Below are 14939 nucleotides of genomic sequence, written 5' to 3'. Positions count from 1 at the left end.
GCCAGCGCTTCCAGCCGCGGCAATCCGAGGAAGCCGCAGGTGCCCTTGATGGTGTGGACCAGGCGGAAGATGTTATCCAGGATCTTGGCGTTGTTCGGCTCCTGCTCGAACTTCACCAACTGGTTGTCGACGGTGTCCAGGCTCTCGCTGGTCTCCGTCAAAAACTCCCGCAACAGATCATCCATGAGCTACGCCTTACTGACCTGACCCTGGACTTCGGCGCCTGCCCCGCTTTTTGGCATGGACGGAAGTCTCTATTCTGGATCGTTAGACATCCCTTTTCACAGTCCCGTTAATTTCATCCTCCGTCCTAATACGGATATTGAAGAGAAGTTTGCGGTTCGCCCGCATGCGGCTGCGCTATTCGGCAAAAGCGACTGCGCAACGGCGGGGACGCGTGAGGTAAACGGGCCGATAACAGCGGGCGAGGCGCGCCGGAAAATCCCGCTCTTGAAGGACGATAGGGGCCGCCTGCGGGGCATCGAACAGCGCCGCCGGCAACCGGAGGCGCAGTTGCGCCCCTCGGTTCGCGTCGGCGGCGCGATCTGCGTAGTCCGCAGACGCGGTAAACGAACGGTTACCTGTGGCCACAGCGGCCCGCGCCGCGCTAACCCAATCGCGCGGCCGAGGCGATGTCGCCGTCGGGACGATGCTCCGCCAGACAATCGTTGATGGCAGCGAGCAGCGCGTGCGGAGTGAACGGCTTGCGCAGACAGCGTGAGGCGCCGAGCTCGAGTGCCATCCGGAGGAAATCGGGTGCAGGCGAATTCAGATTTGCAAAGGCGTAGCCGGACATCGCGATCAGCGGAATGACCGGCGCCCGCTCATGGAAGATCCGGATCGATTCGAACCCGCGCATGTGCGGCATGAAGATATCGATGATCATCAGATCGAATTGCTGGTGTTCGAGCGCGCGCAGTCCGGCTTTACCTCCTTCGGCAATCGTGACTCGAAAATTGTTGCGCTGGAGATAGACCTCGATGGCCATGCAGACCATCGGGTCGTCGTCGACAACGAGAATATGGCGCAGACCTTCTGTCCCCATTTGAGTTTCCCGTTTTGGCGATTCAATAATTGAACCGTGGGGCACGCCGTTCTCCTTTGCTTTCAGTCGAAAAATGGATGGTCGCGAATGCCGTTGGCGGCACGGGGAAGATGGACGCGAAATCTGCGGCCACGCGACGCCAGGCTTCATCGCAATAGTGGATGGCTGTGAATGCTGGTCCAACGGACGACACTGCGCGGGTCGACCGACGTCTGATCGCAGCGCGGATGCAATGCTTCCGGCTCATGACAGCCCCCTTGCAGATTTTTCCTGCGCAACCCCTGCAGGACCGGCGCACCGGCTCGTAAGCGAATCAGCGCGCCATTCTTATTTCCGCCGCAAATGCCGCAGCCTGTCTGCCCTCTAACGGGTATATGGACAGCGCCACAACCTTTACAATATGTTTTTGTCACCGCGCAACTGGATGACGAGCGGGCTTTACACCGATCGTACATCGAACACGCCGGATTGACCTTCGATGATTGCGAGCGGCCGCCCGTCCAACCAATTGCTGCAAATGCTCGACGCGGCAGATCTCGATCTGCTGCGCCCGCATCTCGCGACAGTCGAAATGGTCAGGAAATCTGTCTTGTGCGAGGCGGGTGCTGCGCTGAGATATGTCTACTTCCCGCATGGTGGATCCGTTTCGATCACGGTGGGCCTGTCGGAAGGACAGATGATCGAGGTGGCGATGCTGGGCCGCGACAGTGTCGTCGGTGGCGGCGCTGCGCTTGCCGGCGGCATCGCGCTGACAGACGCGGTCGTCTTGTTCCCAGGGACTGCTTCCGTGCTTGAAATCGCAGCTTTCCGTACGGTCGCTGCCGCAAGCGCGCCGTTTCGCCAGTTGATGGTCCGCCATGAGCAGGCCTTGCTCGCGCATGCGCAGCAGTCGCTGCTCTGCAATACGCTGCACCCGGTCGAGGCGCGGCTCGCGCGCTGGCTGCTGCGCGCCCGCGATCTCTCGGACAGTGAAATCCTGCCGCTGACTCAGGAGGCGCTGGCGCAGATGTTGGGCGTACGGCGCAATGCCGTCTCGCTGGTCGCGCATGCGCTGCAGCGGGCCGGCATCATCCACTACAGCCGTGGCCAGATCGAAATTCTCGATCTACGGGCACTGGAGAGGACGTGCTGCGACTGCTATTCGGCAGTGAAAGCCCACCACCTCCGCCTGGTGGGAACCGTGCCGTGACGACACCTCGGCGCAATCAACTCTATGCCGGCGTGCACGCAGCGTGGCAGGACCGCTGCCATGGTCGGGGACAACTTGTCCCAATTGCCAATATATCCCGACGTGAACATGATGGAACTTACGCGCGCTGGGCGTGATTTCGTCCATCGCGATTCGATGGCGCGGGAACGGGAGGCAGCTTTTGGAAACGATGGTGCGTTCAGCCAACGGTTTCCTGTCTGCACTGTCGGCAGACGACTATGAATCGATCCGCCCGCACCTGCGAACAGTCGATCTGCCCCATGACGCGGTGCTGGTCGAGACCGGCGAGGCGCTGAAGCGCGCGTATTTTCCCCACCGCGGCGTCATCTCGCTGGTTGTGAAGCTCGCCAAGGGCGAGCATGTGCAAGTCGCCATGATTGGGCGCGACAGCCTGCTCGGGACGCTCTCGACCATGGGCGATGCGTGCGCGCTGAACACCGCCATCGTGCTGGTTCCGGGCGTCGCGTCGGTGATGGATCTCGACCGGCTGCGGATCGCCGCCGACCAGAGCAGCACCCTACGCACGTTGCTGACGCGCCACGGGCTGGCGGTCTACGCCCAGGTCCAGCAGACGGCAGGCTGCAATGCCGCCCATCCCGTGGAGTCGCGGCTGTCGCGCTGCCTGTTGCACACGCATGACCTCTCGGGCGACTACCGGCTGCTGCTGACCCAGGAGGCCATGGCGCAGATGATCGGGGCGCGGCGCAACAGCGTGTCGCTGGTCGCCAACACCCTGCAACAGGCCAATTTCATCCATTACAGCCGCGGGCACATCCAGATCACCAACCTCGACGGCCTGCGCCAGACGGCGTGCGAATGCTACGCCACCGTGAAGGCCCAGTACGACCGGCTGCTCGGCGCGGGCTGAGGGCCGCGCGCGCATGGTAAACTGCCGGCTAATGTCGGCCTGCAAACACCTTGTGTCCTGCTACCGGAACTGAAATTCGAGTGCCGTAGACATGGGGCCGCCCTCGCGCCCGGACGTGCCGCGCGACAAATGACCCGTGATCAAGGCAGCAGGCCCATGTTTGAAGTCACCGTCGCGCCCGCGCAGAAGGCGCTCGATGCCGAGCCTGCGCGCGAGCCGCACGCTTACGAAGCGCTGGTGCGAGAGATCGGCGAGGACGGTGCCTGCGAAGTGCGCGATGTATTCTGGAGCGAGACCGGTGCGCGCCTGCAATTATTTCGCACGCTCTCGCTGGCGCAGCACCACGCCAGGATCGCGCGCGAAGCGCATTCGCTGAAGAGCGCAGCCGGAACGTTCGGCTATGCCAGGCTCGCGGCGCTGGCACTGCGACTGGAGAAGTCCGCGGAGAGGCTGGGCGATGGCGAATTTCGCGATCTCCTGGACCTGATGGACGCCGCCTATGCCGCCGCGCGCGCGCAGGAGCCGCAGGGCTAACCACTCGCGTGTGTGCATTCCCGCCGTACTTCTACGGCTTGGGATTTTTAGAGATGGCTAATCATAGGTGGCGATAGTCGCCGGAAACCAGGAGGGTTTCCATGTTCACCTACGAGACCGCGGACCAGAAAGAGGTTCGCCGCTTCCGTATCGCACAGTTCAACGGCCGCATGGCGACGGTGAAGGCTGGCGAGTCCACGGTGACCGGCTTCGTGCGTTCGGTGCTGGAGCATGAATCGAGCATGCCGCCCCGCTGGACCATCACGATCATCCCGAACGGGCCGAAGGAAGAGATCAAGCCGTTGCGTCCGATCTCGCGCGCGCGTCCCTTCGCCGAAGACTATTTCTGAGCGCGATCGGGTTTTTAAGATGTCCCGGGAGATCTCTCGGGGTCTTGTCCGCACCGCCTGCCGGCGATGCAACACACCAGCCTCAGTCGATAGAGTGCAGCAGCGCCGCGCGGACGAGATCCGCGGTGTTGCGCGCACCGAGCTTGCGCATCGCTTCGGCGCGATGGCTCTCGAACGTGCGCGGGCTGATCTGCATCCGAAGCGCGCCCTGCTTGTTCGAATAACCTTCGCTGATCAGGCTCAGCACCTCACGCTCGCGCTTGGTCAGCCGCTTCTGACCCGACAGGCTGAGGAGTTCGGCGCTCGGCACGCGCTGGGCCTGCTGGGCGCGGACGGCCTTCGATTCCGCGTCCTCGACGCTGGACGGGATCGACAAGCCACCCTTGTGAGGACCGGCAAGCTGCTTGACCACACCGCAAACCCGCTCGGTTTGTGCCAGCGCGTTCTCGATCACCCGCTGCAAATAGGCGCGGTCGCCGGTCACGGGCGCGAGTTGATCGCTGTGATGCTTGATCTCGCCCATGTAGAGCAGCAGGGCAGTCAGGGGGCCGTTGAGCTCGCGGGCGATGGCAGCGGCCATTTCGTCGGCGGCTTTGGCTCGGGCGGCACTCAGGCGGACGAAATCGAGCTCTTCAGTTGGAGCAGCGCTGCTTTCGTACCATTCCGACGGCCGCGAATCGGTGGCCGTATCATTCTGTGACCCCATGTCACTCGTTTAGCGGAACCGGGGGCGGTCTGTGGTTAACTTTTTGCTCCGTAAGACTACGGTGATTTTGTCGGTTTTGCGTTAAAGTGGTGACGTCGGCACAATTTGTGCTTGCGTTCGGCGGCGCGCGCCCACGCTGGGGTTGAGTTTTTCGCCGGAAACTTGGGCAGACAGGCGAAATCGTCCTTAACCGCAGCCTTCGCCCCGACGCCTCCCCCCCGGTTTTTACGGATTAATTAACGGCGACTTGCTTCTCTTAGGGGAAGTTGAGAGCGCGCAAATGCCTCCACGCATTGGGCCCGCACGCCCGCGGGAAACGCTGCGAAAGATTGCGTGCCATGAACGAGATCGATCGGCTGTCGGAATTCCTGCAGAGGCTGACGCCGCTGTCGCGCAGCTGTCTGCTCAGCGAACTCGAACGGCTCGAGCTGTGCGGCATCGACATGCCCGGCTCGTCCGACATCCAGTCGCGCTTGCGCGCCGAGTTTCGCAAGGACGGATCGACCCAGGCGCGCGCCACCAGCCCGTCGCGCTATTTCTTCGCGCCGCTCGAACTGCTCCTGATCGATGGCGCGCCCGAGCACGCCAATATGGGGCGGATCTCGCGCAACACCCTCACCCCGATCTGGGAGTGGATCTGCCGCGACCTGCTGCCGACCATGGCACGCGACTACATCAAGGCGATCAACGACCAGGTCGCAGCCAACAACCCGAAGGAAGTCCTGAAGGTCGCCGCGACCTTCCAGACCAAGGTCGTCAAGGTGCTCGAGAGCACCTTCGCATCAGTGGAGAGCACCGAATTCGCGCGCGGCAAGCTCGCGCAGTACACGGCCTCACGCACCGCCTTCGACGACGTCAGGAAGATGCAGCACGTGCTGCGCGCGGGCAATGCGCTGCCGAAATTCAACGAAAAGCTGCCTGAGAAGATCGCGAAATTCGACGACGGACGGGTTGCCCAGATCACCGCGCAGCTCGACGCCTTCAAGAAGGCTCATCCCGATGCGCTGCCCTTCGCGCTCGCGCTGGTGGCGAGGCGCCTGACGATGCCCTGGCAATTGGCGCGTCTCGCGACCAAGGCCGCTGCGAGCAAGAGCGTCACTGATGTCGCCGCGACGCCCTATGCCTGCGTCATTCCCATGGTGCTCGACCGGCTCGACGACAAGCGCCTCGCGCTTCGTATCGCGCTCCGGCACAACCGGGTGCTGGTCGCCCGCGACCTGCTCGCTAAGATCTACGACACCGAATATTCACTCAAGGTGCGCATCGACGGCATCGAAAATTGCGAATGGGGAATCCGGCTCCAGCAATTGATGGATGCGATCGCGGCGCTGGTGTCCGCCGAGGTGAGCCGCTTCCCGTCCAATGTCGGCCATATCCTCGGCTCGCGCCGGCTGCGCAGCCACGACACGCTCGGCGGCAAGCTGACCTATCTGGCCTGGAAGGGCCGCGACGTGGTGCAGGACGGTGCGGCGGCGTTTCGCAAATTGATCGGGCAGACCTGATATCGCGCGAACCGCTGCACACTTTTCCGGTTCATGCTCATTGCGCGCGCGGCAGGCACAGAAAGCGATCGAGAAATCGCCCTGACATCACGACCCTGAACCACCAATACATCATTCGCCGCATCGTCATTGTCGTAATCCTCGACAGCCCACCACCGGCTGTGCCGAGCAATAGCGCAGGTGCAGCAATGCGCGTGTGATGCACTTCACATTTGCAGCCCTGGGCCCGGACGCGGTGTCGCAGAACCGTCACGAGCGAAAGCGATACTTGCGCGCATCGCGCGAAGGCGAATCCTGCGACCGTCGCCGTCGCTCGCTTGCGATCTCCCGCAAAGCGATCGGGAGAGCAACCGCCGCAATGCGGGGCCGCCCACCGCCGACGACGCGCTCCCGTTCACCGTCTTCGTCGCGCACGAGCGGGCGCACACCCCGAAGAAACGGCGGAAATTAATCTGCGCTGGCCGCGTCGTTGCTTCGAAAGGGCACACATCCGCATCGCTCATCTTCATCCGCTGGCAAGCGGGACGCAGCTTTCATCGCGCGAGAGACATTTCGCGTGCGCTGACAGTCGTTGTGCGCGTGGTGCTCGGGTATGCGAACTCTTTGCGAAGAGTCTGTCGACAAATTAGCTCGAATTGCAGGGTTTAACGTTACTCAAATAATTCAAGAACGATGTGAAGCTCTCCTTATTTGAACCCACGCTCACCGTTTAAGAAACCGTCACGGAACGGGAGTGGTGTTGATGAACGATGGGATGGTTGAACTCGTCGGACGAAGGCCTGTGACCTTCGGACGACGAAAGGTAACGCCGCGCGCCTGCGTGGCCGATAGCAAGCGGCATCTGCGCGCCTTCCTCAGCGAGGTGCTGGAGGATCTCGGCTTCGTCACCAGCGAATGCGCCAGCTCGGACGAGCTGCAAACCGTGCTCGCCACCGAATTGCCGGACCTGATCCTGCTCGGCGTCGCCGCCGACGGCATCGAGCCGGGGAGATTCCTCGAAATACTGGTGCGCGAGGCATTTGCCGGCAAGGTTCTCGCCGTCGGCGCCCGCGAGTCGATCATCGTCAAGGCCGTGCGGCAGGTCGGCGAGGAATATGGCCTTGCCATGCTGCCGCCGCTGACCACGCCCTTTGCGGCGGAAACGCTGCGCGAGCGCATCGCCATGCTGCTGCCGGAAGAGCCGGCGCCCAGTCCCGCCGTGCATGTCGGCGAGGCCCTGCATGCCGGCTGGCTCGAGCTCTGGTACCAGCCCAAGATCGACGCGCGCACGCTGATCCGCTGCGGTGCCGAGGCGCTGGTGCGGATGCGGCATCCGACCTGGGGCGTGGTGCCGCCGGCCTACTTCATTCCCGAAGAGCGCGATCCGCATCTGCGCGACCTCTCCGAATTCGTGATCGAGCGCGCGATACGGGACTGGCATTATCTGCTGGAGCAGCAGACCCCGGTCGATCTCTCGATCAACCTGCCCGCGTCTTATCTGAAGGAGCCGCAGGCGGTGCGCGATCTCTGCCGTCGCGTGCCGACGCATCCGGCCTTCGGCGGGCTGACGGTCGAGATCGACAGCGAGGAGGCGATCCGCGATCTCGATCTCCTGACCGAGGTCGCGCGCGAGGTCGGGCTGCACAATATCGGCCTGTCGATCGACAATCTCGGCGCCAACTGGCCGGCGCTGATGGAGCGGGACAAAGTTCCCTTCGTCAAGCTGAAGGCCGACCGGCAATTCGTCACCGGCAGCGGCAGTGACCGGTTGAAGCGCACGGTGTGCCGTCACATCGTCGAGCTCGCGCAGGGCTTTGGCGCGCGCAGCGTGGCCCAGGGGGTCGAAAGCCGCGCCGACCTCGTCGCCGCCAACGAGCTCGGCTTCGATCTCGTGCAGGGCTTCCTGTTCGGCAAGCCGATGCCGCTGAAGAAGTTTGCAAAGGGCGCGCTGACGAAGACGGTGATGGGGCAGGCGTGAGGCACAAGCCTCACGCAAACCGGCGCGCGAAGAACACGCAGGCGACCACGAGGACGGTCGCGACGATCATGCTCCAGGCGACGGGCTCGTGCAGCAGCAGGCCGGCGAGCGCGAGACCGAAGAACGGCTGGAGCTGCTGCAACTGGCCGACACGCGCGATGCCGCCGATCGCAAGGCCGCGGTACCAGAAGATGAAGCCGACGAACATGCTGAAGATCGAGACGTAAGCGAGCCCGATCCAGGCGGGCACGCTGACGCCGTTCCAATTCGCCGGCCAGGTCAGAACCGCGACCGGCACCATCAGCGGCAGCGCGAGCAGGAGCGCCCAGGAGATCACCTGCCAGCCGCCGAGCCGGCGCGACAATGCGGCGCCTTCGGCATAGCCGAGGCCGCACAGCACGATCGCGGCCACCATCAGGAGATCGCCGGCGAGCGAGGCCGAGCCGCCGTTCGACAAGGCAAAGCCGGCTACCGTGGCGCTGCCGAGGACCGCGAACAGCCAGAACAACGGCCGCGGCCGCTCGCCGCCGCGCAGCACGGCGAAGACCGCGGTCGAGAGCGGCAACAGGCCGATGAAGACGATCGAACGGGCCGAGGTGATGTGCTGGAGCGCGAGCGCCGTCAGCAGCGGGAAGCCGACCACGACGCCGATGGCGACGATGCTGAGGGAGGCGAAATCCGTTCGCTGCGGCCGGGCCTGCCGCAGCACGCCGAGCACGGCCACACCGATCAGCGCCGCGATGACCGCACGGGCGGAGGTCAGGAACAGCGCGGAGAAGCCGCCGACCGCGACGCGCGTCGCCGGCAGCGAGCCGCTGAAGATGATGACGCCGAGCAGGCCGTTGCCCCAGCCGCTCCCCGCAGATTGCATGTCCATTCCGCCCTTTCGAGAAGCGCGATACTCGGCTGTCGGCGGTGGCACGACCAGTCACAATCCAGTACAATCCGGCAAATCTGTATGGGTATGGAAGGTGATACACCTTGGACATCGGAGCGCCATCGAAGGGACGCGGCGGCACGCGGACCATTGACGTGATGAGCGCGATCCGCGCCAAGGTCGCCGGCCGCGCGCTCAGTGCCGGCGACCGCCTGCCATCGGTCCGCAGCCTGGCCGCCACGATGGGCGTGTCGCCGTCGACCGTCGTCGAAGCCTATGATCGCCTCGCGGCCGAAGGCCTGATCCGCGCCCGTCGCGGCTCCGGCTTCTATGTCTCGCCGACCATCATGCCGCCGCTTGCGCTGGCCGAAGCCGGGCCGCGGCGTGACCGGGAGGTCGATCCGTTCTGGGTCTCCAGGCAATCGCTAGATGCCGACGCGGCAGTGCCGAAGCCCGGCTGCGGCTGGCTGCCGGCGGAGTGGATGCCGGAAGCGGCCTTGCGCCGCGCCGTCCGTGCCCTGGCGCGGACCGATGCGGATCTCTTGACGGATTATGGCAGCACGCGCGGCGGATTGGCGCTGCGCCGGCTGCTGCTGGCGCGCCTTGCCGAGGATTCGATTCCCGCGTCGGTCGATCAGCTCATGCTGACGGGCTCGGGCACGCAAGGCGCCGACCTGGTCTGCCGCTTCCTGCTCCGTCCCGGCGACACGGTGCTGGTCGACGATCCCTGCTATTTCAATTTTCGCGCGCTGCTGCGGGCGCATCAGGCCAGGATCGTCGGCGTGCCCTATACGCCATCGGGCCCTGACGTCACCCGCTTCGAGCAGATCCTCGGCAGCGAGCGTCCCAGGCTCTACATCACCAATTCAGCGCTGCACAATCCGACCGGCGCGACGATGTCGCTTGCGACCGCGCACCGGCTGCTGACAGCGGCGGCGGCGCACGACCTCACCATCATCGAGGACGACATTTTCGGCGATTTCGAGCCGGAGCGCTCGCCGCGCCTTGCCGCGCTCGACGGGCTCACCCGGGTGATCCGCATCGGCAGCTTCTCCAAGACGCTGTCGGCCTCGGTACGCTCGGGCTACATCGCCGCACGGGCCGACTGGATCGAGCATCTCGTCGACCTCCAGGTCGCAATCAGCTTTGGCGGCCCGAGCCCGGCCGCGACCGAGATCATCGCAAAGGTGCTGGCCGGCGGCAGCTATCGCAAGCACATGGACGAGCTCCGGCAAAAGCTCACGCGGACGCGCCGCGACGTCGCGCGAAAACTTCAGGCACTCGGCATCGAGCCCTGGCTGGTGCCGCGCGGCGGATTCTTCCTCTGGTGCCGGCTCACGGGCGGACAGGATGCCGCGCAGGTCGCGCGCGCGGCGCTGGAGCAGGATGTCGTGCTGGCGCCAGGCAACGTGTTCAGCGTGTCGCAGACGGCGCAGCACTTCATGCGCTTCAACGTGGCGCAGATGAGCGATCCCCGCGTGTGGGACGTGCTGCGGCGGGCGTTGAAGGCGGCGCCGGAGCCGTCGCGCTAATACAGCGGCTCCTCATAGACCGGCTCGCCGTCGAGCAGCAGCCGCTTGATGGCGGCGCGGCCGGAGGGGAGCACGGCGGCGACGACCCGGAGCTTTTGCTGGTTGCGGGCCTGCTCGAGCTTCTTGCCCTCGCCTTCGGGGACGAAGTAGCTCTCGAGACCGTATTTGATCGGCAAATTATCGCAGAAGGTGTGACGACCCGAGCCGCAGGCCCCGCCGTAATTGGCGACGCGGCCGCGGATCAGCACGTCGGGAGCCGTGACCGGCACCGGCTCGGCATGCACCGAGACCGCCTGGTAAAGGCCGTTGGCATTGGGCGCGAGCTTGACGAACACGATCGGATGGCGCGCGTCGGCCGGCTTGCCGGCAAGCGCGCCGGCCGGCACTTGCGAGATGTCGTAGCGGAGCACGACATAGTCGCCGCGCAGGAGATCGCGGGGATCGACCGGCTGCGTCTGCAAGGTCACCTCAACGCCTTCGCGCAGGATCTGCATGCGGTCGGCGACCATCAGCACCAGCAGCAAGCATTGCAGCAGCACAGCGACGCCGAACAGCACGGCTTTCGGGATGCGCTGCCAGCGTCCGGTGATGGTACCGATCATCGCTCAGCCCTCGGCAGCATGCGATTGAGCGCGGTGGCAAAGACCACGGCGATGATTCCGGCCCCCGCAAGGAAGGCCGAGCGGCGCAGCAACGAGCCGTGCACCGCCCAGGTGATGCCGGCGATGACGCCGGCAATTCCGAGCCAGCCGGCGGCGATCCGCGGGCGCACGTCATCGAGCACACCGGAGACGACGAGGCACAGCATGGCGCAAAGCAGCGCGGCGTAAGCGAACCAGGGCTCGCCGGCCGTGGAGACCGGCCAGATCGGCGCGGCGAGCAGCACGAGCCCGATCGCGCATGATGCGAGGATTTCACCTGCGTGCTTCGTGAGCATGGCGGAGACGAGGGCGAGGATCACCCCCGCGGCCCCGCACAGGATCGCCCAAATCGGCTGGGCCGGCGCCGTGCTGCTCCTGAAGCGGATGATGTCGTCGACGGTCGCCACCTCCAGGACGGCGGCGCCGGCCAGCGAAAACGCCCCGTAAATCGACAGGACGGTCCCGAGCCGGAGCGCCCTCGGCGAGGGCCAGGCTGCGAGCGCGAGCCCGGCGCCGAACAGCAGCGCGGCGCCGTTGGCGAGTACGAAGGACGGCTGGGCGCCGTCGAGCTCGAAGCGGAGCGAGGTCGCGATCCACCACGGCAACAGCGCGAGCGCGACGAGATGAGCGGCGGCGCGCGAATTCCAGGCGAAGGCAAGAGCCGCGGCGATCAGCCAGACCGCCACGAACGGAAGATGCAGGACGTCGGGCGCGTCATAAGTCCGCATGCAGGTCCAGATGCCGGCGGCGACGAGGCCGACCGCGAGCGCACCGCGCGAGCCGGTCAGCAGCGCCGCGGCGAACGCGCCGATCGACCACAGCAGCATGCCGCCGGCAAAGTCGTCGCCGAGATGATACATCTGGCCGACCAGCGCGATACCCGCACCGAAGATGATTGCACCGACGCTGGCGCAGAGATCGGCGAGAACGTTGCGGCCCGTCGCCGCAAACCAGGCCCCGAGGCCAGAGGTAGCGACCATGCCGGCGAGCAGGATCGCAAACCGCAACAGCCGCGCGATCTCGGTCCAGTGCGCCGCCACGAAGGCGAGGAACGCGGCCGCGATCAGCAGACCGCCGACAATGCCGACGACCAGGGCGATGTTGATGCCCGGCGCTAGCTGCGGCAGCGCATTGCGGATCGCGGCAGCCGCCGCCGGCGCAATCACGCCATCGGCTTCCCATTGCGCAAGATCAGCATCGAGGCGGTCGCGGTAGGTCTTTTCGAACATTGGGGTGGGTTACCTCGGGCCCGCCGGAGGGCGGGTAGTGCTGGGTCGGCGCGGGCGGGGAGTGGGTTCAAGCTAACGCAGCCGTGCGCGGCGGTCTTATGCCCTCGGACAATAAACGCGAAAACAACCCCATGCACAGTAGGCGGGGGCTGGAAGATCAAGGACTTACGCGGGCCGAAATGGATTACGCGTCGGGCAATTTTTCAAGAGCAAGCGAGCCTAAAGGATCGCAGCTTGTGGCCTGACGGCGATCCATCGATCTTTTCATATTTTGCAAAAGTGATGCTCGGACTGCGCCAATGGTTGGACGAGACTCAAGACTGTAGCCTTCGGTCAAGATGGCCATCAACGGCCACACTGTACCGGGGAGGACCGCATCGATGGCGTTTGCACCTGCGCGACTCCTGGAGGGAGCGGATCGTGCGAGCGCTCCGAAAGGCGCCGCCGCGAGATCTGGCGCGGGCAGCGGCCTGAGCAGGCGTCCCGGAAGGACGATGACGAGAGCGCTCGCCAGATCGTTTCTCTGTCTCGTCGTCGCGACGACACTGGCACTGCAGGCGAGCGCCGCGAGAGCCCAGACGGCCGCGGAGTCCTGGCCGAACCGCGCGATCACCTGGGTGGTGCCGTTCGGGGCCGGCGGCGTCACCGACCTCGTCTCGCGCAAGATCGCGGAGCTGCTGCGGACGCGGCTTGGGCAGCCGGTGGTGGTGGAGAACCGGCCCGGCGCCGGCGGCACCATCGGGACGGAGTTCGTGGCCCGGGCCCAGCCCGACGGCTACACCGTGCTCTACGCCTCCGGCGGACCAATGACGATCCAGCCGAATTTGGGGCTGACGAAGCTCAACTACGATCCGCTCAAGAGCTACGTCCACATTCGCGGCGTAAGCTCGTCGAACCAAGTCCTCGTCGCGACGGCGGCAGCGCCCTACAGCACACTGATCGAGTTCGTCGCCTACGCGAAGGCGAACCCGGGCAAGGCCAATTTCGGCTCCCCCGGCCCCGGCACCGCACAGCATCTCGCCGGCGAGATGTTCCAAGCGGCCGCCGGCATCAAGCTGACCCATGTGCCCTACAAGTCGGGCGCGAACCAGATGACGGATATGATGTCGGGTGTCCTCGACGTCTCCTTCGACTATCTCACCGTGCTGAGGCCGCTGATCGACACCGGCAAGGTCAAGGTGCTCGGCACCACCGGTGCTACGCGGATGGCCGCGCTGCCCGATGCGCCGACGGTGCTCGAAGCCGGCTACCCCGACGCCGTCAACGCCGGCTCGACTTGGGTCTCGGTCCCGGCCGGGACCGACCCGAAAATCGTGGGCAAGCTCTCCGAGGCGCTGGCCGCCGTTCTCGCCGACCCCGGCATCGCCGCCGACCTCACCACCAACGGCCAGGTGTCGATTGCCGACAAAGGGCAGGCCGAGATGGTCCCGTTCATCGTCGATGAGACGGCGCGCTACAAGCGGGTGATTGAGAGCGCGGGGATTGGTGCGCAGTAGCGGGGGGATCGCCGGGGGGTGGCGCGCACGCGAAGGAGCGGCCGTAACGTAGCGTGCTCGACACTACGTCATGCTCGGGCTGGAGATCCGAAAGACTCCCAAGGCGCGTGCGCGCGAGATCGCGCTGGAGCTGATCCGGACTTAAGGCCCCTTCGCTTTGGGCACGCTAAGCCCGCGGCGCTCTCTGGCGCCGTGCACCAGCGCGTCACCATCATGCGCACGCTCGCCTTATCTCGAAGCGATCCTGCTCGACGATTGGCCAGGCTCTGGCCAACCCTCTCGAAGGCGAGCGAGCTGCGCAGTCAACGTTGGTGTGGATTTTTGTTTGCCCCGACGTTCGCCGTCGCATAGTGCCAGTCTACCCGGCAGGACCTCATTAACGAATTTGCCAAGAACCACGGTCTCAAGGTTGTCTGGCGAGTGTGGGTGGAAAAAGATGGGGGCTTAGGAACGAATCACGGCACCAGTAGACACCGGCAGTTTGCGCGCAAGGACTTTATCGGTTTCTCTTCGAAGATGGCGGGAAGTGGCAAGGCAAATTGATCCCGTTTCGTCGTTAGCTAATCTGCTTTTGAACCACGACGACCGCAGCTGCGGTCGTCCGAAACTACTAGCTTGATAGGATACTGAAGCCCCATCTTTGCACCAACTTCTCCGCGGAGAACTATCCGATCGGATAAAGCAAGGAGATGGCCTGCAAATTCGTCCGGCCGCTGGCATGAGCGGCCCGAGACATAGGTGACAGAACGTACCGGACACATGGGTTACACTTTCCGCTTTTGTTCTGCGGGAGGTGGCGATGCCGTGGAGAGCGAGTTCGGTCATGGAAGAACGCCTTCGCTTTGTCGCCCGGCTTCTGGAAGGAGAAGCCATGTCCGAGGTCTGCCGCGAGTTCGGCATATCGCGCAAGACCGGCTACAAGATCTTCGATCGCTATAAGGAGTACGGTCTCGAGGCCCTGAGCGATCGCTCCCGGGGCCGGTCCGCTATGC

15 protein-coding genes are annotated in these 14939 nt (G+C 64.8%); 9 read left to right on the top strand and 6 right to left on the bottom strand.

What is annotated here, in order from left to right; all coding sequences use genetic code 11:
• Together A3AS_RS0139120 and A3AS_RS0139115 are read right to left on the bottom strand one after the other, a co-directional pair.
• On the bottom strand, positions 1–185 hold a 185-nt coding region (locus tag A3AS_RS0139120), incomplete at its 3' end, for an Hpt domain-containing protein (RefSeq protein ID WP_026202836.1).
• Positions 186–607: 422 nt separating this feature from the next.
• Positions 608–1090 (bottom strand): response regulator, encoded by a 483-nt coding sequence (locus A3AS_RS0139115; RefSeq protein ID WP_018322872.1) that lies wholly within the window; start codon positions 1088–1090, stop codon positions 608–610.
• A 433-nt stretch (positions 1091–1523) separates the two neighbouring features.
• Between A3AS_RS0139115 and A3AS_RS0139110 the strand changes: the two genes are divergently transcribed.
• From A3AS_RS0139110 to A3AS_RS0139095, 4 genes are all read left to right on the top strand, one after another.
• Complete coding sequence (locus A3AS_RS0139110) at positions 1524–2234, top strand: Crp/Fnr family transcriptional regulator (RefSeq protein ID WP_018322871.1); 711 nt, start codon at positions 1524–1526, stop codon at positions 2232–2234.
• A 190-nt stretch (positions 2235–2424) separates the two neighbouring features.
• A complete protein-coding gene (locus tag A3AS_RS0139105) occupies positions 2425–3123 on the top strand; it encodes a Crp/Fnr family transcriptional regulator (RefSeq protein ID WP_018322870.1) in 699 nt (232 codons plus the stop codon).
• A 156-nt stretch (positions 3124–3279) separates the two neighbouring features.
• Positions 3280–3657 (top strand): Hpt domain-containing protein, encoded by a 378-nt coding sequence (locus A3AS_RS0139100; RefSeq protein ID WP_026202834.1) that lies wholly within the window; start codon positions 3280–3282, stop codon positions 3655–3657.
• Between the two features lie 101 nt (positions 3658–3758).
• A complete protein-coding gene (locus A3AS_RS0139095; RefSeq protein WP_018322868.1) occupies positions 3759–4007 on the top strand; it encodes a hypothetical protein in 249 nt (82 codons plus the stop codon).
• Positions 4008–4089: 82 nt separating this feature from the next.
• Here the strand turns inward: A3AS_RS0139095 and A3AS_RS0139090 are convergent, their stop codons facing one another.
• Complete coding sequence (locus A3AS_RS0139090; RefSeq protein WP_018322867.1) at positions 4090–4713, bottom strand: helix-turn-helix transcriptional regulator; 624 nt, start codon at positions 4711–4713, stop codon at positions 4090–4092.
• A gap of 338 nt (positions 4714–5051) precedes the next feature.
• Here A3AS_RS0139090 and A3AS_RS0139085 point away from each other — a divergent pair, with 338 nt between their 5' ends.
• Together A3AS_RS0139085 and A3AS_RS0139075 are read left to right on the top strand one after the other, a co-directional pair.
• Positions 5052–6215: a hypothetical protein gene (locus tag A3AS_RS0139085; RefSeq protein ID WP_018322866.1), complete on the top strand. Its 1164-nt coding sequence runs from the start codon at positions 5052–5054 to the stop codon at positions 6213–6215.
• A gap of 742 nt (positions 6216–6957) precedes the next feature.
• Positions 6958–8172, top strand: coding sequence for an EAL domain-containing protein (locus A3AS_RS0139075; protein ID WP_018322864.1), 1215 nt, complete (start codon positions 6958–6960; stop codon positions 8170–8172).
• A gap of 10 nt (positions 8173–8182) precedes the next feature.
• On the opposite strand, the gene A3AS_RS0139070 is transcribed toward A3AS_RS0139075, so the two are convergent.
• A complete protein-coding gene (locus A3AS_RS0139070) occupies positions 8183–9043 on the bottom strand; it encodes a DMT family transporter (RefSeq protein ID WP_026202833.1) in 861 nt (286 codons plus the stop codon).
• Between the two features lie 164 nt (positions 9044–9207).
• Between A3AS_RS0139070 and A3AS_RS0139065 the strand changes: the two genes are divergently transcribed.
• Positions 9208–10581 (top strand): PLP-dependent aminotransferase family protein, encoded by a 1374-nt coding sequence (locus A3AS_RS0139065; protein WP_198293762.1) that lies wholly within the window; start codon positions 9208–9210, stop codon positions 10579–10581.
• Here A3AS_RS0139065 and A3AS_RS0139060 read toward each other — a convergent pair.
• Together A3AS_RS0139060 and A3AS_RS0139055 are read right to left on the bottom strand one after the other, a co-directional pair.
• Positions 10578–11183: a GDYXXLXY domain-containing protein gene (locus A3AS_RS0139060; RefSeq protein WP_018322861.1), complete on the bottom strand. Its 606-nt coding sequence runs from the start codon at positions 11181–11183 to the stop codon at positions 10578–10580. The two genes, A3AS_RS0139065 and A3AS_RS0139060, sit on opposite strands and share 4 nt — an antisense overlap.
• Positions 11180–12451: a DUF2157 domain-containing protein gene (locus tag A3AS_RS0139055; RefSeq protein WP_018322860.1), complete on the bottom strand. Its 1272-nt coding sequence runs from the start codon at positions 12449–12451 to the stop codon at positions 11180–11182. The genes A3AS_RS0139060 and A3AS_RS0139055 overlap by 4 nt, the downstream gene beginning before the upstream one ends.
• 494 nt (positions 12452–12945) lie before the next feature.
• On the opposite strand from A3AS_RS0139055, the gene A3AS_RS0139050 reads away from it, so the two are divergent.
• Together A3AS_RS0139050 and A3AS_RS0139045 are read left to right on the top strand one after the other, a co-directional pair.
• Entirely contained in the window at positions 12946–13947 is a 1002-nt protein-coding gene (locus A3AS_RS0139050) for a tripartite tricarboxylate transporter substrate binding protein (RefSeq protein ID WP_018322859.1), read from the top strand.
• Between the two features lie 799 nt (positions 13948–14746).
• Positions 14747–14939: helix-turn-helix domain-containing protein (locus A3AS_RS0139045; protein WP_026202830.1), on the top strand; the 193-nt coding region annotated here is incomplete at its 3' end.

The organism is Bradyrhizobium sp. WSM2793 (genome assembly GCF_000379585.1).
Lineage (GTDB): Bacteria > Pseudomonadota > Alphaproteobacteria > Rhizobiales > Xanthobacteraceae > Bradyrhizobium.
This window is presented reverse-complemented; position numbering and strand designations above follow the sequence as displayed.